The organism is Aeromonas rivipollensis (assembly GCF_010974825.1).
GTDB lineage: Bacteria > Pseudomonadota > Gammaproteobacteria > Enterobacterales > Aeromonadaceae > Aeromonas > Aeromonas rivipollensis.
In genome coordinates this window covers 145,328-163,364 of record NZ_JAAILA010000025.1, presented here as the reverse complement: position 1 = coordinate 163,364, position 18,037 = coordinate 145,328, and the positions used below count along the sequence as shown (strand labels likewise).

The following is an 18,037-nucleotide window of genomic DNA, read 5'->3' as shown; positions in this document are numbered from 1 at the left end:
CCGTGCTGGCATCAGCGTCCGTCTCACTCGTTGATCCGGTAGCCGAGACCGCGCACCGTCTCGATCAGATCGGCGTGGGTCTTCTTGCGGATCCGGCCGATGAACACCTCGACCGTGTTGGAGTCGCGATCGAAATCCTGGGCATAGATGTGGTCGATCAGCTCGCTGCGCGACACCACCTTGCCCCTGTGCTGCATCAGATACCCCAGCACCCGGAACTCGTGGGCGGTGAGCTTGATGGGGGTGCCTTCGTACCATACCTGGGACGCCGCCATGTCGAGGCGCACCCCGCCTATCTCCAGGATGGAGCTGGCATTGCCCGCCGCCCGGCGCACCAGGGCCTGCACCCGGGCCACCAGTTCGGCGACCTGGAACGGCTTGGTGAGGTAGTCATCGGCCCCGGCGTTGAGCCCTTCTATCTTCTCGTGCAACTGGCCACGGGCGGTCAGCACCAGCACAGGGGTGTCTATCCCCTTGCTGCGCCACTCCTTGAGCACGCTCAGACCATCGCGACCCGGCAGGCCGAGATCCAGGATGATGGCGTCGTAGGGCTCGGTCTCGCCGAGAAAACCCGCCTCGTTGCCATCGTGGCAGAGATCGGTCACAAAGCCGGACAGGCGCAGCTGTTCCGCCAGCTGGCCTGCCAGGATCTTTTCATCTTCAACTATCAGAATTCGCATAAATGGGTATCCAAAGCAGAGTTGCGCCTGTCGCGGCGGCGATTGGGGAACGAACCATCAGGGCGGGGAGCATAGGGCGGATCACTCCTCCTCCGGGGGCGGGCGAGGCTCGAACAGGCGCTCCAGATGATGGCCCTTGAGCCACACCATCTCCAGGTTGTCGGCGCGATAGCCCACCTTGATGACGCTGTTCTCGTCGTCGATAAGCCTGAGCTCATAGAGCCAGACCCCGTCCTCCTCCCCCAGATCGACCCGCAGCACGCGCACCGGCAGGCGGGAAGCCACCTCCATCAGCTCATGAAAAGGCCGGATCCGCCCCTCGCTGACCGCCTGTTGCAGCAAGGCCTCATTCGGCTGGGCCGCCTGGACCAGCATCGGCAGCAGCAATCCAAGCAGGGGCAGCGCGCTATTCATGGGTGATTCATCTCTCAAAACCTAACATAATGCCGTTTATAGTGTGCCAGCCATGAATCCGGAATGAATATGATCCCACGCAGTATCCTGCTGATCCTCTGCCTTTTTTCCACCCTTGGCTGGGCGGCTCAGACGCGTCTCGACATGCCGGCACTGGTCAAGCTGTTGCTGGCCCAAGGGTACCACGACATTCGGGAAGTCGAGCTGGAAGGGGACAAATTCGAGGTGGAAACCCTGGATGCCGACGATAGGCGGGTGCAGTTGCAGGTCGATGCCTACAGCGGAGAGATCACCAAAAAAGAGGCCGATTAGGCCTCTTTCAGTTTCTGGCGTTGCTGCCGGCGTTGGCGCCAGGGACGCAGCAGCTTCTCTCGCCGCGGCCACAGCAAAGCACCCGCCAGCAACAGGTAGATGAGGGGCTCCTGCCAGCCACTCTTGACCGACCACCAGTAGTGTACCGGCACCAGCAGGGCCACCGCATAGATCCAGTTGTGCAGCTTCTGCCAGGCTGGCCCCATGCGCCGCAGCAGGGCCGGGATCGAGGTGATGCTCAGCGCCAGCAACAGCAGCAAGGCCAGCGCCCCGACCACTATGTAACTGCGTTTCACCAGCTCGCCACCGATCAGACCCCAATCAAACTGCAGATCCAGACCCAGCCAGACCATAAAGTGCAACCCGGCCCAGGCCGCGCACCAGAGCCCGAGGGGGCGGCGCAGCTTGATGAGCTGACCCTGACGCCAGCGTTTGGCCAGCGGCGACACCAGCAGGGTGAGCAGCAGCAGGTGCAGGGCACCCTTGCCGAGGTAGTGGGTCAGCCCCTGTACCGGATCCCCCCCCAGCAACCCGGCCGGCACGGCATAGCCCAGCCAGAGCAAAAAGCCCAGCGAGGCCAGGTGTACCAGCAGGCGCAAGCCGTTGATATGGGCTGTTTTCAGTCTCGGCGTCATATCGCAATTCCCGTTATGTTTTTCCCACCCCTCATCCCCAACCCTTCTCCCACAAGGGGAGAAGGGGGCAAGACACCGTTCGGACAGAGCGTCAGTTTCAATACCATTTGCGCAGATCCATCCCCTGATAGAGGGAGGCCACCTCGTCGCCATAGCCGTTGAACATCAGGGTCGGCTGGCGCTTGGCGCCGAAAATGCCCCCCTCGCCGATGAAGCGCTCGCTGGCCTGGCTCCAGCGCGGGTGATCCACTTCGGGATTGACGTTGGCATAGAAACCATATTCGTTCGGTGCCAGCAGGTTCCAGGTGGTGGGCGGCATCTCCTCCACCAGACGGATGGAGACTATGCTCTTGATGCTCTTGAAGCCGTACTTCCAGGGCACCACCAGCCGGATGGGAGCCCCGTTCTGGGCGGGCAGCGTCTTGCCGTAGAGCCCCATCGCCAGGAAGGAGAGCGAGTTCATCGCCTCGTCGAGGCGCAAGCCCTCCACATAGGGGTAATCGATACCGCCGCCGAGGGAGCGAGAGGCCTGTCCCGGCAACTGCTCGGGATCATAGAGGGTCTCGAACGCCACGAACTTGGCGCGACTGTTGGGCTCGGCCCGGCGGATCAGGTCCGCCAGCGGAATGCCGCTCCAGGGCAGCACCATGGACCAGGCCTCCACGCAGCGCAGCCGGTAGATCCGCTCCTCCAAGGTGTTCTTGTTGATAAGATCCCACACATCCAGGGTGAAGGGTTTGGCCACCTCCCCCTCGACCTTGAGCGTCCAGGGCTCGGGTTTGAGGTAGTGGGCGTTGCGGGCCGGATCCCCCTTGTCGGTACCGAGCTCATAGAAGTTGTTGTGGCTGATGGCCTTCTCCAGCGGCGTCAGGGTCAATCCGTCCTGTCGGGCCGCAGCCTTGTAATTAAGTGGTTTGGTGGCAGGTGCCGGGGTCGACTCCTCGGCGGAGAAGAGATCCAGCAGGCTGGCCTGGGTGGGAAATGCCAGGGTGGCGGCACTCAGTCCCAGTCCTTTCAGAATGAGCCGGCGATCCTGATAGACAGCTTCCGGCGTGACATCCTGTTCGGTGAGGTGATGAGAGGAACGGCGCTTGATCAACATGGAAAACTCCCGGGGCGATGAGGCTGACAACCATAAGACCCGCCCCGGCCGAGTTTTATTTCACACAAATTTACATGGGCTGGTAAAGAGGCAACGCCTTGGCCATGGTGCCGACCAGGAACAGCAGAATGAATACCAGCAGGGGGACTATCACGTTTGGCGCCATCAGACTCACTCCATGAGCAGGACAGGGCCTCTAACTATGGTCCAAGGCCAAGAACGCCTCCAATGAATTTTTTTCGCGAGCGCAAGCGTATTCCCGAGTTGAAAAGAGTGACGAAGATCACACACAATCCGGCCCCTGCTTGCCGCCCCCTCGCCGAAGGGTAGGCTGCCTCCTTTTCCGAATTCAACCACTGAGAGTCATGTCATGAGCCCATTGATCGCCATCGCCATCACGACCGGGATCCTCTCCGCCGTCTGGGGTGGACTGGCCGCCGCCCTCGGTCTCATCTCCTGGGTCGGCTTCCTCGGTTGTACCAGCTATTTCGCCTCGAGCGGCGGTTACAAGGCGCTGCTGCAGACCCTGCTGTGCAATGCCACCGGCATGCTGTGGGCACTGCTGCTGATCCACGGCGAAGGCTGGTGGGGGGCTGGCATGGCGGGCTATCTGATGACGGGTGTGGTGGCGACCCTGATGTGCGTGCAGGCCAAGCAGCAGTGGCTGGGCTACATTCCCGGCACCTTCGCCGGTTGCTGCGCCACCTTCGGGGCGGCGGGGGAGTGGCGCCTTATCCTGCCATCCTTGGTGATAGGGGCGCTCTTTGGCTACCTGATGAAGGCGAGCGGCCTCTGGCTCTCCGACAAAACCCGGAAGGCCCAGGACGCGAACAGCGCGGTCGATCCGGCCTGAACAAGGGGAGCGGCAAGTCTCTGACCGGCCGCTCCCGCCTCGCTTATCCCTTCGATTTGAAGTTTGCCGCCTCGATACCGTGCCGATTCAATAACTTGTAGAAATCGGTGCGGTTTCTTCCCGCCATGTTGGCCGCCAGGGTCACATTCCCTTCTGTGGTGCGCAGCAGGCGGATCAGATACTCCTTCTCGAACTCGGCGCGCGCCTCGTTGAACGAGGGAATGCCGCCGACGCCACCGCTCAGGGCAGATTCCACCATGGCGGCGCCTATCACAGGGCTGCAGCAGAGGCTGGCAAGCTGTTCCACCACCCCGTAGAGCTGACGGACGTTGCCGGGCCAGGCCGCCGCCGCCAGCAGGGCCAGCGCCTCCGGCGAGAAGCCGAGGGAGGCGCAGTTGTCGTGGCGACTGCGATAGTCGTCCAGCGCCTGGCGCGCCAGCAGGGGGATATCCTCACTGCGGGCGCTGAGGGGCGGCAGGGTGATGTTGGCCACGTTGAGGCGGTAGAAGAGATCCTCCCGAAAACGCCCCTCCTCCATGGCGGTCACCAGATCCTGATGGCTGGAGCTGATGACCCGCACCTCGGGAGTGCCCTGACCATATTCCGCCAGCACCTGCAGCAACTTGGCCTGCAACGACTCCGACAGATTCCCTATCTCGTCGAGGAAGAGGGTTGCCCCCTTGGCCTGCTCGAACAGGCCGGACTGTCCATCCTCGCCAAACAGCTGCAAGTCCAGCACATGCCAGGGCAGCGCGGCACAATTGATGGTGTGCAGCGGCTGATCACGACGACGACTTGCCTGATGCAGCGCCTGGGTCATCACCCCCTTGCCGGAGCCCGAAGGCCCCAGGATCAGCACGGGCACCTCCATGGTGGCCACGCTGCTCGCCTGGATCAGCAACTGCTCCATCTGGGGGTTGCGGGTCTGGATGAGGGACTGCCACTCATGCTGCTGTTTCGGGCGGGTCAGACTCAGGGCGTGCTCTATGGTGACGAGCAGCTCGTCCTTGTCGATGGGCTTGGTGAGAAAGCTGAACACCCCGGAACGGGTCGCCTGGATGGCGTCGGGGATGGTGCCGTGGGCGGTCATGATGATGACCGGCATGCCGAGCCACTGGGCCTGGATCCGCTCGAACAGCGCCAGTCCGTCCATGCCCCCCATCCGCAGGTCGCTCAGCACCAGATCGGCCCGCTGCTGACGCAACCTGTCCAGCGCCCCCTCGGCGCTGTCGGCGGTATCCACCTCGTAACCTTGACTGCGCAGGCGCATGCTCATCAGCTTGAGCAGGCTGGCATCGTCGTCCACCAGCAGAATGCGACTCATGCTCTCACCCCCTTACCCTGAAGATCTGTTGTGGTTCCCCGCCTTGCACGCCCTCGGCATGTCATGGCTGGGCGCCCCCATTGAGCTTGCGCTGGTTGAGCTGTTCGTCGATAGCGGAGAGCTGCTCTATCTGGCGGCGCAGACGCTGCACCTCCTGGCTCTGATCGTCGCGGCGACTGTCACGGGCCAGCAGCTCCTCGCCGAGGGCTATCCAGCTGCGCAGGAAGGCCTGGGCATCCAGGCCGAGCTCGGGCAGCAGGGCCTTGAGCCGATCCAGCCCGGCCCGGCGGCTCGCCACCGACTCGGACGGATGGGTGTTGACCATGGCCAGGCTGACCCGGCTCTCGAGATCGGTGGCACCGGCCAGCCGCTCGCGCTCCTGCGCCCGCTGCTGGGGACGACTGGCCAGCAGCCAGTCCGAGTATTGCAGGCGCACCTGCATCTCTTTATTGGCGAACTCCATCCGCTTGGCGAGGACCTGCTCCGAGGGCTCGGTCAGGCTGCGCGATGGCAGCAGGGAGCAGCCCGAGAGCAGGCTTATCATCAATACGGGTACAACGAATCGTTTCATCTTGAATTTCACTTAAGATCCAACCGGAAACAGACATCAGCCTGTTTATCCTCAATTAATTTAAGCTCGCCCCCCAGACTCATCGCCGACTCGCGGGCAATGGAGAGGCCCATCCCGGATCCTTTCAACAACCCCTGGCGCACTATGCTGCCCTGCTCGAAGGGCTCGAAGATCCGCTCCCGCTCGTTTGGCGGGATGACGGGCCCTTCGTTGGCCACCTCCAGCCAGCTGCCGTTGGCATCCTGGCCGGCACGGATCCAGATCTGACCACCCTTGGCGCCATAACTGACCGCGTTGGAAAACAGGTTGTCGAGGATGAGTCGCAGACGATAAGGCTCGGCCTGCAGGCTGATGGGCTCGGGCGGCAAGTGTACACTGATTTGTTTGGATTCCAGCGCCAGCCGGTACTCCGCAGACAATTCTGACAACAAGGGGGCCAGCGGCACCGCCGTCAGGCTGAATACCTCCTGCTGGCTGAGGCGGTTGAAGTCGAGCAGGCGCTCGATCAGGGTCTGCAACCGGCGGCTGTTCTCCTCCAGCATCTGGCAGATCTCCTGCTGATCCCCGTTGAGCGGTCCCACCAGCTGTTCGGAGAGCAGATCCGCCCCCTCCCGCAGCACGGCGAGGGGCGTCTTCAGCTCGTGGGATACATGGCGCAGGAACTGGTACTTCTGCTGTTCCAGCTCCTTGAGCTTGTCGTGCAGCCAGCCGATCCGCTCTCCCAGCAGCACCAGTTCGGCGGGGCCATCCACCGGGCGTTTGTCCGGCTCGACACCGGCGCCCAGGCTCAGGATCCGCGACTCAATCTGACGCACGGGGTGGATGATGAGGTAGGTAAACAGCAGCACCAGCAACAGGCTGAGCCCCGCCACGAAGCCGCTCACCCACCAGATCTCCTTCCGCAGCTCGGCGATGGCCGCCCGCATCCCCGCCACATGCTCATCGACCTGGCTGCGGGTGACCACTTCCAACTGCTGGTTGAGCTCATTGAACTGGGTGAAGTTAGGGCTGGTCGCTTCCTGTCTGGCCTTGCGCAGATCCTGCAAGCCATCCAGCCAGGCCAGGATGGCCTCGAGATCTGTGTAGGCGGCGGCATCCGGGATGGATTGCCGGTGAGTGGCGAGCAGCTCGCGATAGCGGGCCAGCTGCTGCTGATAACTGCCGAGGATGCGTTCGTCCCCCAGCACCGCATAGCGGCGCAAGGTGCGCTCCAGATCGATGGCCTGGGTGGTGAGCAGGGTCGCCCGGCGGGTATCCCGCACCGCCCGCTCCATCTCGTCGCTGGTCAGCTGGCCCAGATGGGAGAGCGCCTGGCTGTCGTGCCAGATCATGCCCCCCAGGGGCATCAGCACCAGCACGAAGCCCATCAATACCACCTGGAGCAGGGAACGGGGCCGAACCTTGGTCATCTTCTGCTGTCTCGATTCTTCATGGGTGGGCCAGCATATCCGCACTCCATGAAAAAGCAAAACCGGCCAGGGGGCCGGTTTGATTGCACTCGGGGTCAGGATTCACGCCAGACCGACGGACGCCAGGCAGATTATCAGGATCACTGCCAGGGCACCTGAGGCGGTCAACAGCGCCCACTTCATCTCTACACTCATATGAACCTCCTTTCTGCCAATCAGAGTTGGATCACAACAGATAACGGCATGTTAATTCATAGTGAATCCGATAACCGTGAGCTGCGTATATATTTCAGACGAGCCCAACCCAAGGAATGGCAACCATGTTTTACCTCTGCAGCATTGGATCCAATCTCGACCCTACCCAGCATGTCAGTCAGGCCGTGGAAGAGCTGCTGGCCCGCTTCGGCCAGCTGCGTCTGAGCTCGGTGATCCAGACCAAACCGGTGGGGATGCAGTCGCGCCATGACTTTCTCAACTGCCTGTTCGTCGTCCAGAGCGAGCTCTCCGCCGCCCAGCTGAAGGCCGAATTCGTCACCATGGAGCTGGCCCATGGGCGGGATCGCGGCAATCCCCTGTGCAAGGTGACAGACAGGCCCCTCGACATCGACATCCTGGCCAGCCATGAGAGGGATGCCTTCGCCGGAGTCGGGGTGGATGCCTATCTCAGGGATCTGCTGGCCGAGATGTATGAGGGGGGACGGGTCGGCGCCCACAAGGTGGCGCTGCGTCTGCAGACCAGCAAGGTGTTTGCGCAGCAGAGCTTCGGCCAGCAGCCCATCGCCCTGCGCCAAGCTGCCGAACAGCGTCAGGAGTTGCCCGCCGTGCACCCGGACCTGCCTGCCCATCAGGCAACCATTCGGCCCAACTAGGCGCCCGAACAGGCTACCGCCACCTCCAGCTCCATAGCCCCTCATGACGTCTAGATGACGGCGAGGGCCCGGCCACCGTCCACCCGGATGCTGGCCCCCGTCATATAGTCGTTTGTCATCAAGAGCCTGACTGCCTGCCAGATGGGCTCCAGCCCCCCCTCCCTCGCCAGCGGCGTCCGGGCCAGCACCTGCTGGCGCCAGGCGTCCCCATGTTCATCGAGGAACAGTATGGGGCCGGGCTCTATGGTGTTGACCCGCACCGCCGGTGCCAGCTCCCGGGCAAAGCTCATGGCCAGCGAATGCGCCCCGGCCTTGGTGGCCACATAGGCGGCGAACTGGGGCGCCGGGGCGTGAATGTAGATGTCGGTGATGTGGATGATGCTGGCGTTGGGATTGCCTGCCAGCTTGGGTGCCAGCGCGCGATTCAGCTGAAATGGCGCCGCCATGTGCACCCGGTAGAACTGCTCGAACTGGGCCAGCTGCACCGCAGGATCCGCCGCCTGTGGCTCGAAGGCCGAGGCGTTGTGGATGATCAGAGCCAGATCGTCATGGGCACCCAGCACAGTGACAAGGCGGGCCACCTCCCCTTCCAGGGCGAAATCCGCCTGCACCAGCTCCACCCCCAGATCCCGCAAGCGGGCCAGCTCGGGCCGCTCGCTGCGATAGCTGCCCGTCACCTGCCAGCCCGCTGCCACCAGCTGTTCGCACAGGTAGAATCCCAGCCGACGGCCGCAGCCCGTTACCAATGCACGCATAACTTCTCCTTTTGTCAGTGCTTGCCGACCCGGGGCCCTGCCTATCAATCTCCACGGCACAAGCCATTGGCCCCGTCCGCCGTCCAGAGGACATAGTGACACCACTTTAACCCTTTTGGAGCCATCCAGATGCTGCAGATCCGCAATCACATGAGCCGCCTGACCCACTCCCTCAGCCCGCAACTCGGCCTGGCCGAGGCCCTCGACAGACTCCATCAGGCCGATGCGAGCGGCCTGCCGGTGCTGGACGATCAGAAACGGCTGATCGGATTTCTCTCCGAGCAGGACTGCATCCCCAGCCTGCTCACCGGCAGCTATCACTGCGACAGCCGCACCCGGGTGGAGGATCTGATGAGCCGCACCCCGCTGTTCGTCAGCCCGGACGACAGCATCCTGGATCTCGCCCGCCAGATGACGGGGGCCAGGCCCAAGGTCTATCCGGTGCTGGAAGGGAGCAAGGTGGTCGGCATCATCAACCGTCGACAGGTGATGCAGGCCCTCAACGCGCAGATGAAGCAGTGCCAGGCCACCTAGAGCTGGTAGCGTCCCCGATCGCCGATATCGAAATGCAGGGGCATGCGCCACTTGGCCAGACTGAGCAGGCCGAGCAGCAAGCCGCTCACCAGGGCAACCAGGGCCGTGGCCCAGGCGAAGCGGGTCCACTCCAGCAGCCATAGCAGGGGTAACAACAGAGGCAAGAGCCTGATACCCGGGATGGCGAAGCAGAACTGCTCCTTGAACGCCAGGCCACTGAGGGTGGCCAGGGCCGCCCCCAGCACCAGAAGGGCGGGAGCGCCGCAGGCGGCCAGCATCAATCCGCCCCAGGCCAGCCCCTGCAGGAGAAACCGGACCCGTTTGTCATAAATGTGCAGGCAGAACCCACACAGGCCGCTGGCCACCACCAGCATGGTCAGCCAGACGGCGGGGGACAAGGGCACCGGTCCTCCCAGCAAGCCAACCCCTCGACACAACAGCAGCAAAGCTGTCAGACTCAGACCGAGACGATAGAGACAGACAGAGAGCCTGTCGATGCCATCCAGTTCGCTTTCTACTTCAGGGTTTGCCATCCGGGGTCGTCTCTATTGAGGTATCTGCCGGTCACTATACCCCGTTGCGCATAAACCAGCCCCGAGTGTTCAGGAGATGTGATTTGCGAATCTTGCTCGTGCTCTGCTTGCTGCTGCCCTGCTGGCTGTCGGCCAGGGAGCTGGTCATTGGCGGCCTTCTGGAGCCCCCCCTGAAGTGGCTGGATGAGAAAGGCCAGCCACGGGGGCTGGATGTGGATCTGGTCACCACCATCTTTGGCGTCCTCCAGGTCCCCATCAAGATAGAGCTGCTCGATTCCGGTGCCAGACTCACCCGCAACGCCGAGGGCGGCGTCTATGACCTGCTGCTTAGCCACTCCTACAAGCCGGAGCGAACGCGCTACCTGCTCTACCCCAAACAGGCCCATATCCGCCACAGCTGGCACTTCTTCGTGCGCAAGGCCGACATGAGCAAGATCCACTACCAGACCCTGGCCGATCTCAAGCCCTGGCGCATAGGTGTCACCAAGGACTTCTCCTACACCCCCGAGCTCACGGCGGCCATGGCCGATCCTGCCTATCGCTTCCAGGCGATCCCCATCAACCAGCTGCAACTGCGCAAGCTGATCGCCGGGCGCATCGATCTGGTTCCCATGTCCCTGGTCACCGCCTTCACCCAGATAAGGGAAGAGGGGCTGGAGGGCAAGCTCGGCTACCTGCCAAAACCCCTCAAGACCAGTGCCTACTTCAATGTCTGGACCCGCTCCCGGGCCGATGCCGACACCCCGGCCCTGATGGCGGCCTATGACGCCGAACTGCTGCATATGAAACAAGATGGCCGGCTCAAGGCCCTCTACGACAAGTACGGCATCCCCTATCTCGAACCCTGATCCTCCTCCACAGGGGTGATCAGGGCTTCACGTCTCTCAATATCGGGTTCTGCAACGAAATGAGCGTTTCGCATGGGGCATGGATCTCGTACTGCCCTCCATGCACTGCCCCCTCAGGGTTTCACATCTCTCAGGATAGGATTTTGCAGCGAGATCAGGGTTTCGGTGGACTGGATCTCGTCTATGGTCTGGATCTTGTGGATAAGCACAGTCTGCAACTCGTCGATGGAGCGGGTCATCACCTTCATGAAGATGCTGTAGTGTCCCGTGGTGTAGTAGGCCTCCACCACCTCGTCCAGCGCCTGCAACTTGGCCAAGGCCGAGGGGTAATCCTTGGCGCTCTTGAGGTTGATGCCGATAAAGCAGCAGACGTCGTAACCCAGCTTCTTCGCGTTCACCTGCACCCGGGTCCCCTCTATGATCCCCGCCTGCTTCATCTTCTCCACCCGCACATGAATGGTGCCCGGGCTGACCGCCAGCTGTTTGGCCAGCTCCGCATAGGGAAGCCGCGCATTCTCCATCAGGGCGGTGAGGATGGCCTGATCGAGATTATCGATCCGATAATTTTCCGACACTTTTTTGCACTCCCGTTGTCGATATCTCAGCAAAAACCCGGATATTTTGAACAAAAAAATACGTAAAGCCTATTTCTATTATCGAATATTGAATTTAGTGCGCAATCTGTTGAAGAATCGCCACATCCAACGGGTTTGAAACAGGTATTTCCCATGAAACAGCACTACATTCGCAGCCAACAACAGATCAGCTTCGTCAAAGAGATGTTCTCCCGCCAGCTCGCCCAGCAACTGGGTCTGATGGAGGTGCAAGCCCCCATTCTGAGCCGGGTCGGCGATGGCACTCAGGACAACCTCTCCGGCCACGAGAATGCGGTGCAAGTGAAGGTGAAGACTCTACCCGAACACAGCTACGAAGTGGTGCACTCCCTGGCCAAGTGGAAGCGCCATACCCTGGGTCGCTTCGGCTTCGGCCCGGGTGAAGGCATCTACACCCACATGAAGGCTCTGCGCCCGGACGAAGACAGACTCACCCCCATCCACTCCGTCTACGTAGATCAGTGGGACTGGGAGAAGGTGATGCCAAGCGAGCGCCGGGATCTCGCCTATCTGCAAGAAACCGTGCGCGGCATCTGGGCCGCCATCAAGGCCACAGAGCGCGCGGTCTGCGCCGAGCACGAGCTGACCCCCTTCCTGCCGGCAGAGATCCAGTTCCTCCACAGCGAAGAGCTGCTGACCCGCTACCCGGACCTCGATGCCAAGGGGCGCGAGCGGGCCATCGCCAAGGAGCTGGGAGCCGTCTTCCTCATCGGCATCGGCGGTGCCCTCTCCCACGGTGAGCGTCACGACGTGCGCGCCCCGGACTATGACGACTGGAGCAGCCACAGCGAACTGGGTCTGGCGGGTCTGAACGGCGACATCCTGGTGTGGAACCCTGTGCTGGAAGACAGCTTCGAGATCTCCTCCATGGGGATCCGGGTGGACGCCGAGGCCCTGCGCCGCCAGCTCGCCATCACAGGGGACGAGGATCGCCTGCAGTACGACTGGCACCAGGATCTGCTGGCGGAGCGGATGCCGCAAACCATAGGCGGCGGCATAGGCCAATCCCGTCTGGCCATGCTGTTGCTGCAAAAAGAGCATATCGGCCAGGTACAAGTCGGTGTCTGGCCATCCGAGATGAAGGCTGCCATCCCGGGCATGCTGTAAGCAGATTGATGGCATCCGGCAACCCATGCCGGATGCCGAAGGTGTGTGGCGGTGCGGACTGAAAGAGCGCAGTCCGGACAGGCTGTAAGGAGAGGGTCATCCTGGATGACCCGCTGCGAAACCGGGGCTTGCCCCTGCGACCCGCTCAACCCACGCAAGGTCGTATCGAATACATTCCTCCCGGCAATCTTTGGATTGCCGTTTTTTTTGCCTGCACCCGAGCGGCCCATGAAAAAAGGGGCCTGAGCCCCTCTGCAGTCCTGCCTCAGCCCTCAATACGCCTTGCTGCCCAGCAGGTGGCCATCCACCGGGGAAGGCAAGCCGTACTGGGAGTAGGTGCCATGGAACGCCTTGGTGGTCTGGCCGAGATCCCCCTTGAACCTGGGATCCTGAGGGCGCTCATGGCTGTTGATGTAAAGGGAGACATCCCAGGCCTGCTGATCGCTCAGGCTCCCCCCCTGGGAGAGCGGCATGTTGCTCTTGATGAAGGCGGCTGCCTTGTCGATGCCGTGCATGCCCGCGCCCCAGTTGTAGCTCTCCTTGCCCCACAGGGGCGGGAAGACGTAGCGATCCGCCACCTTCTTGCCCTCCCCCTCACCGCCGTGGCAATCGGCACAGCGTTCGGCATAGACGCTCTGGCCCCGCTTGAAATCGGGGGCCTGGGGAGGGGTGGCGATGGTGAAGAAGTTGCGCCCGGGCAGCTTGTCGCTGATGGGGGCACCGCTCGCCAGCCAGTAGGAGTAGGCCACCAGATCCCGGATCGCCTGACTGTCATAGGCGGGGGGCTGACCCTCTCTGGCATTCATCGAATAGAGGAAGCAACCTTGCAGCCGATCCTCATAGGTGTTCACCTTGTTGTTCTTCTTGCGATAGGCGGGGTAGGCCGGATAGGCCCCCCACATCGGACTGGCACCGGCAATGATGCCGGCCCCCAGGTGGCAGTTGCTGCACTGCAAGCCGTTCCCCGGCTGGCCCTGCCCCTTGAGCTGCTGGGTGTTGACGAACAGGCTGTAGCCACGCTTGATGGCGGCGCCCATCTCCCCCTCTGGCACGGCAGACCAGTCGGGCACCTTGTGGTAGTTGCCATCGGGTGCCTTCTCCCCGAGCGGGACGCTGAACTGATCCTCGAACGCGGCGCCATGAGCCAGACCGGCCAGCAGGCAGGCCATCAGATATGCATGCTTCATTTCGCCACCCCCTGCGCCGCGAAGTAGTTGGCCACTGCGTCCATTTCCGCCTCGCTGAGCGACTTGGCGATGGCAGGCATGGAGCCCATGGCGCCGAGCGGGCGCTTGTCGGCCTTCCAGTAGATCAACTGCCGCTTGAGGTAGGCGGGATCCTGACCGGCGAGACGGGGAAACAGGGGCATGACGCCGACGCCACTCGGGCCATGGCAAGCCACGCAGGCCGGCAGATTGCGCTCAGGTTTGCCGGCCAGGGCCAGCCGCTCCCCCGTCTCCATGTCCCCGGGCCACTTGTCGCCGCTCCAGTGCAGGCTCACCTCCCTGGCGGCAGCCTGGCCGGCAAAATGGCTGGCCGCCCGGGCTATCTGCTCGTCGCTCAACTGGTAGATGATGGGATTCATGAAATCGCTGACCCGTTTGCCGCTGCGAAAGGCACGCAGTTGCTCGGTCAGGTAGGCCTCCGACTGTCCCCAGAGATTGGGGATGTTCGACTCCTTGGGCACGCCGTTCATCCCGTGGCAGGTGGCGCAGATCTGGGGCACATCCTGGGTTGCTTGCTCCCCCTGCACCGCCAGGGGCACCAGGCTGCTGCACAGCAACATGAGCGAAAATCGTGTTCTCATCGGCAAAGGCTCCCTCTCCTGACAATGACAATGGCGTCATTAATGGTATGAAGCCTATCACTACAATTCGATGACCAATAGTTATCGCCATGTTAACGCCAACACGCTGCGACAATAAAAACGCCAGCCCTAGGGCCGGCGTGGTTCTGGTCGATGGCCTCATCGCCAGCGCCGCGGTGCTGGTTGGGCTCGCTTCCCACCTCGCTCAGGCTCACGGGAACACATGTTCAAAGCCCGCCCCTATCTGGGTTTGCCTTGGCAGCCCCACCTTCCGCTTGCCGGTACAGTGGCAGGCAAATAGACGGCCGACCCCTTCCCGTTGCAAATACGACCCCAGCGCCTCTGCCCGTTGCGGGCCGGAAAACTTCAGGTGCAAGCCACCTATGACGGCATGCACCCGCTCGTCGCCACACACCTCTTTGGCCCACTGGACGATGTTTTCGACCCCGGAGTGGCCGCAGCCAATGAAGACAATCAGACCCTGCTCGCTCTTGTAGGCCAGCGCCGAGTCGTCGCTGATAAGATCCTTCTCCACTCGACCACCTCGTAATATGTAGCCAAGCAGGGAAGGCGCCGCCTTGTCGCGCCGCGCGATGCTCCCGAGAAACACCAGCCGCTCGGACAGCCAGACCGGCTCGGCCGAACAGTGAGGGAGCAGCCCTCTCGTCGCCAGTTGTTGCGGATCCAGATCCCCCGAGAGGCGGTAGAGGTTGTAGCGTCGGGGCAGCAACGGCAGGAAGTAGCCCCGCTCATTGAACACATCCGGACAGGCGATCAACGGGATGGGATCGGGATATAGGGGCAGGGAGCCGATGCCGCCCACATGGTCGTAATGACCGTGGGACAGCACCACATGGGTGAGAGAGCCGAGATCGACCCCCATCACCTCGGCATTGTGGCGCAGCGCCCGGCCCCGGCCGCTGTCGAACAGCACCCTGAGGCCATCGCACTCCAACAACAACGACAGTCCCTTTTCAGGCAGGCAGCCGGGTAGATGAACATCATCATCCACCAAGACGGAAAACTTCAGCATCTCAATCACCCTGAAAACAAAACGCAGGCACAAGGCCTGCGTTTTTCATCGATGACACCATCATGGCTGGCTCATGGTGAGCCCGTTGCTGTCGGCACCCAGAAGCAACTTCTTGCCGGGGATGACCCGACCGCTGAGCAGCGCCTGGGCCAGCGGGTTCTCCACCTTCTGCTGGATAGCCCGCTTGAGGGGACGCGCCCCGTAGACGGGATCGAAACCGGCGTGGACCAGCTTGGTCAACAGCTCCTCGCTCACCTCCACCTCGAAGCCCTGGGACTCCAGACGGCCCATCAGGCTCTTGAGCTGGATCCGGGCGATGGACTTGATGTGATCCTCGCCGAGGGGGTGGAACACCACAGTCTCGTCGATCCGGTTGATGAACTCCGGGCGGAAGCTGCGGGTCAGCAGCTCCATCAGCAGGGCCTTCATCTCCTCATAGTCCTTCTCGGCGTAGTGCTCCTGGATGAGATCCGAGCCGAGGTTGGAGGTCATGATCACCACCGTATTGCGGAAATCGACGGTGCGGCCCTGACCATCGGTCAAGCGGCCATCGTCCAGCACCTGCAGCAGTATATTGAACACATCCGGGTGCGCCTTCTCCACCTCGTCCAGCAGGATCACCGAGTAGGGGCGACGGCGTACCGCCTCGGTGAGATAACCCCCCTCCTCGTAGCCCACGTATCCCGGAGGCGCCCCCACCAGCCGCGCCACGCTGTGCTTCTCCATGAACTCGGACATGTCGATGCGCACCATGGCGTCCTGGGTATCGAACAGGAACTCCGCCAGCGCCTTGCACAGCTCTGTCTTGCCCACCCCGGTCGGCCCGAGGAACAGGAAGGAGCCGATGGGGCGGTTCGGATCGGACAGTCCGGCCCGGGAGCGACGGATGGCGTTGGAGACGGCGTCCACCGCCTCTTCCTGGCCGATCACCCGGCTGTGCAGCTGATCTTCCATCCGCAGCAGCTTGTCCCGCTCCCCTTCCAGCATCCGCGCCACCGGAATGCCGGTCCAGCGCGCCAGGACGTCTGCGATCTCCACGTCGGTGACACGGTTGCGCAGCAGGCTGGTCTCCTGCATCTCGGCCTGGGTGGCGAGATCCAGCTGTTTCTCCAGCTCGGGGATCCGGCCGTATTGCAGCTCGGACATGCGGCCGAGATCCCCGGCCCGGCGCGCTACCTCGAGATCCTGACGGGCCTGCTCCAGCGCCGCCTTGATGTGCTGGGTACCGGCAAGGGCGGCCTTCTCGGCCTTCCACACCTCTTCCAGCTCGTTGTATTCCCGCTCCTTCTCGGTCAGCTCCTGGTTGAGCAGATCGAGGCGCTTGCGGCTGGCGTCGTCGTCCTCCTTCATCAGCGCCTGCTGCTCCAGCTTGAGCTGGATAATGCGCCGCTCCAGCCGGTCCAGGGACTCCGGCTTGGAGTCGATCTGCAGCCGGATGCTGGCCGCCGCCTCGTCGATGAGATCGATGGCCTTGTCCGGCAGCTGGCGATCCGCGATGTAGCGGTGGGACAGCTGGGCCGCCGCGACTATGGCGGGGTCTGTGATCTGCACATGGTGGTGCAGCTCGTAGCGTTCTTTAAGGCCGCGCAGTATGGCGATGGTGTCCTCCACCGAGGGCTCCTCCACCAGCACCTTCTGGAAGCGGCGCTCCAGGGCGGCGTCTTTCTCCACATACTGGCGATATTCGTCGAGGGTGGTGGCACCGACGCAGTGCAGCTCACCGCGCGCCAGAGCCGGTTTGAGCATGTTGCCCGCGTCCATGGCACCCTCGCCCTTGCCGGCGCCGACCATGGTGTGCAGCTCGTCCACGAAGAGGATGACATTGCCCTCCTCCTTGGCGAGATCGCTCAGCACCGCCTTGAGCCGCTCCTCGAACTCGCCGCGATACTTGGCACCGGCCACCAGGGCCCCCATATCCAGAGAGAGCACCCGCTTGTTCTTGAGCCCCTCCGGCACCTCGCCGTTGATGATGCGCTGGGCCAGCCCCTCGACGATGGCGGTCTTGCCCACACCGGGGGCACCGATCAGCACGGGGTTGTTCTTGGTACGGCGCTGCAGCACCTGTATGGTGCGGCGGATCTCTTCATCCCGGCCGATCACAGGGTCAAGTTTGCCGAGTTCGGCCCGCTCGGTGAGGTCTATGGTGTACTTCTCCAGCGCCTGGCGGTTCTCCTCGGCGTTGGCATCATCGATCTTCTTGCCGCCACGGACCTTGTCGATGGCGGCTTCGAGTTTTTCCTTGGTCAGGCCCTGGGCGCGCAGCAGCTCCCCCAGGTTGCCCTTCTCGTCGAGGGCCGCCAGCACGAACAGCTCGGACGAGATGAACTGATCCTTGCGCTGCTGGGCCAGCTTGTCGCAGACGTTGAGCAGACGACCGAGGCCGTTGGAAAGTTGCACATCCCCTTCGACGCCGCTCACCTTGGGCAAGCGGTCGAGCTCCTCGCCGAGACGGGAGCGCAGGGCGTTGATGTCCATCCCGGTCAGGGTCAGCAGCGGGCGTATGGAGCCGCCATCCTGATTGAGCAGGGCTGTCATCAGGTGGACGGGTTCGATGAATTGGTGGTCACGACCCAGTGCGAGAGACTGGGCATCGGAAATAGCGACTTGGAATTTGCTGGTCAGGCGATCGAGGCGCAT

At 62.6% G+C, this 18,037-nt stretch carries 21 protein-coding genes; 6 read left to right on the top strand and 15 right to left on the bottom strand.

All coding sequences use genetic code 11. From position 1 onward, the window contains the following. Positions 1–23: 23 nt before the first annotated feature. Together G4923_RS14925 and G4923_RS14920 are read right to left on the bottom strand one after the other, a co-directional pair. Entirely contained in the window at positions 24–680 is a 657-nt protein-coding gene (locus tag G4923_RS14925; RefSeq protein WP_025328630.1) for an AHA_4052 family stress response regulator transcription factor, read from the bottom strand. Positions 681–761: 81 nt separating this feature from the next. Beyond that, positions 762–1,094 carry a PepSY domain-containing protein gene (locus G4923_RS14920; protein ID WP_025328631.1) on the bottom strand — a complete coding sequence of 111 codons (333 nt, stop codon included), beginning with the start codon at positions 1,092–1,094 and terminating at the stop codon, positions 762–764. 63 nt (positions 1,095–1,157) lie between these two features. Here G4923_RS14920 and G4923_RS14915 point away from each other — a divergent pair, with 63 nt between their 5' ends. After that, positions 1,158–1,406, top strand: coding sequence for a PepSY domain-containing protein (locus tag G4923_RS14915; protein WP_111910906.1), 249 nt, complete (start codon positions 1,158–1,160; stop codon positions 1,404–1,406). On the opposite strand, the gene msrQ is transcribed toward G4923_RS14915, so the two are convergent. Together msrQ and msrP are read right to left on the bottom strand one after the other, a co-directional pair. Further along, positions 1,403–2,041: a protein-methionine-sulfoxide reductase heme-binding subunit MsrQ gene (msrQ, locus tag G4923_RS14910; protein WP_139743795.1), complete on the bottom strand. Its 639-nt coding sequence runs from the start codon at positions 2,039–2,041 to the stop codon at positions 1,403–1,405. The genes G4923_RS14915 and msrQ overlap by 4 nt on opposite strands. A gap of 97 nt (positions 2,042–2,138) precedes the next feature. Next, positions 2,139–3,143: a protein-methionine-sulfoxide reductase catalytic subunit MsrP gene (gene msrP / locus G4923_RS14905; protein ID WP_163137537.1), complete on the bottom strand. Its 1,005-nt coding sequence runs from the start codon at positions 3,141–3,143 to the stop codon at positions 2,139–2,141. A gap of 370 nt (positions 3,144–3,513) precedes the next feature. Here msrP and G4923_RS14900 point away from each other — a divergent pair, with 370 nt between their 5' ends. Further along, complete coding sequence (locus G4923_RS14900; RefSeq protein ID WP_163137536.1) at positions 3,514–3,996, top strand: DUF1097 domain-containing protein; 483 nt, start codon at positions 3,514–3,516, stop codon at positions 3,994–3,996. A 43-nt stretch (positions 3,997–4,039) separates the two neighbouring features. On the opposite strand, the gene G4923_RS14895 is transcribed toward G4923_RS14900, so the two are convergent. From G4923_RS14895 to cydH, 4 genes are all read right to left on the bottom strand, one after another. After that, entirely contained in the window at positions 4,040–5,320 is a 1,281-nt protein-coding gene (locus G4923_RS14895; protein ID WP_163137535.1) for a sigma 54-interacting transcriptional regulator, read from the bottom strand. Between the two features lie 61 nt (positions 5,321–5,381). After that, positions 5,382–5,891 (bottom strand): hypothetical protein, encoded by a 510-nt coding sequence (locus G4923_RS14890; protein WP_025328636.1) that lies wholly within the window; start codon positions 5,889–5,891, stop codon positions 5,382–5,384. Positions 5,892–5,899: 8 nt separating this feature from the next. Beyond that, complete coding sequence (locus G4923_RS14885; protein ID WP_106885552.1) at positions 5,900–7,300, bottom strand: sensor histidine kinase; 1,401 nt, start codon at positions 7,298–7,300, stop codon at positions 5,900–5,902. A gap of 102 nt (positions 7,301–7,402) precedes the next feature. Next, positions 7,403–7,495: a cytochrome bd-I oxidase subunit CydH gene (cydH, locus tag G4923_RS14880; protein WP_106885551.1), complete on the bottom strand. Its 93-nt coding sequence runs from the start codon at positions 7,493–7,495 to the stop codon at positions 7,403–7,405. A 125-nt stretch (positions 7,496–7,620) separates the two neighbouring features. Here cydH and G4923_RS14875 point away from each other — a divergent pair, with 125 nt between their 5' ends. Further along, entirely contained in the window at positions 7,621–8,169 is a 549-nt protein-coding gene (locus G4923_RS14875; protein ID WP_163137534.1) for a 2-amino-4-hydroxy-6-hydroxymethyldihydropteridine diphosphokinase, read from the top strand. Between the two features lie 50 nt (positions 8,170–8,219). Here G4923_RS14875 and G4923_RS14870 read toward each other — a convergent pair whose 3' ends face one another. Beyond that, positions 8,220–8,924 carry an SDR family oxidoreductase gene (locus tag G4923_RS14870; RefSeq protein ID WP_163137533.1) on the bottom strand — a complete coding sequence of 235 codons (705 nt, stop codon included), beginning with the start codon at positions 8,922–8,924 and terminating at the stop codon, positions 8,220–8,222. Positions 8,925–9,053: 129 nt separating this feature from the next. Between G4923_RS14870 and G4923_RS14865 the strand changes: the two genes are divergently transcribed. Then, entirely contained in the window at positions 9,054–9,458 is a 405-nt protein-coding gene (locus tag G4923_RS14865) for a CBS domain-containing protein (RefSeq protein WP_163137532.1), read from the top strand. Here G4923_RS14865 and G4923_RS14860 read toward each other — a convergent pair. Continuing rightward, positions 9,455–9,991 carry a DUF2301 domain-containing membrane protein gene (locus G4923_RS14860; protein WP_163137531.1) on the bottom strand — a complete coding sequence of 179 codons (537 nt, stop codon included), beginning with the start codon at positions 9,989–9,991 and terminating at the stop codon, positions 9,455–9,457. The two genes, G4923_RS14865 and G4923_RS14860, sit on opposite strands and share 4 nt — an antisense overlap. Before the next feature lie 83 nt (positions 9,992–10,074). Here G4923_RS14860 and G4923_RS14855 point away from each other — a divergent pair, with 83 nt between their 5' ends. After that, positions 10,075–10,839 carry a substrate-binding periplasmic protein gene (locus G4923_RS14855; RefSeq protein ID WP_163137530.1) on the top strand — a complete coding sequence of 255 codons (765 nt, stop codon included), beginning with the start codon at positions 10,075–10,077 and terminating at the stop codon, positions 10,837–10,839. Between the two features lie 113 nt (positions 10,840–10,952). On the opposite strand, the gene asnC is transcribed toward G4923_RS14855, so the two are convergent. After that, entirely contained in the window at positions 10,953–11,414 is a 462-nt protein-coding gene (gene asnC / locus G4923_RS14850; RefSeq protein ID WP_106885545.1) for a transcriptional regulator AsnC, read from the bottom strand. Between the two features lie 153 nt (positions 11,415–11,567). Here asnC and asnA point away from each other — a divergent pair, with 153 nt between their 5' ends. Next, positions 11,568–12,560, top strand: coding sequence for an aspartate--ammonia ligase (gene asnA, locus G4923_RS14845; protein ID WP_163137529.1), 993 nt, complete (start codon positions 11,568–11,570; stop codon positions 12,558–12,560). A gap of 272 nt (positions 12,561–12,832) precedes the next feature. Here the strand turns inward: asnA and G4923_RS14840 are convergent, their stop codons facing one another. The 4 genes from G4923_RS14840 to clpB form a co-directional block, all read right to left on the bottom strand. Next, positions 12,833–13,747, bottom strand: coding sequence for a c-type cytochrome (locus G4923_RS14840; RefSeq protein WP_111910898.1), 915 nt, complete (start codon positions 13,745–13,747; stop codon positions 12,833–12,835). Next, positions 13,744–14,367 carry a c-type cytochrome gene (locus G4923_RS14835; protein WP_163137528.1) on the bottom strand — a complete coding sequence of 208 codons (624 nt, stop codon included), beginning with the start codon at positions 14,365–14,367 and terminating at the stop codon, positions 13,744–13,746. Before G4923_RS14835 ends, G4923_RS14840 begins: the two co-directional genes overlap by 4 nt. Before the next feature lie 211 nt (positions 14,368–14,578). Then, complete coding sequence (locus G4923_RS14830; protein WP_163137527.1) at positions 14,579–15,400, bottom strand: MBL fold metallo-hydrolase; 822 nt, start codon at positions 15,398–15,400, stop codon at positions 14,579–14,581. 60 nt (positions 15,401–15,460) lie between these two features. Continuing rightward, positions 15,461–18,037, bottom strand: coding sequence for an ATP-dependent chaperone ClpB (gene clpB, locus G4923_RS14825; RefSeq protein WP_163137526.1), 2,577 nt, complete (start codon positions 18,035–18,037; stop codon positions 15,461–15,463).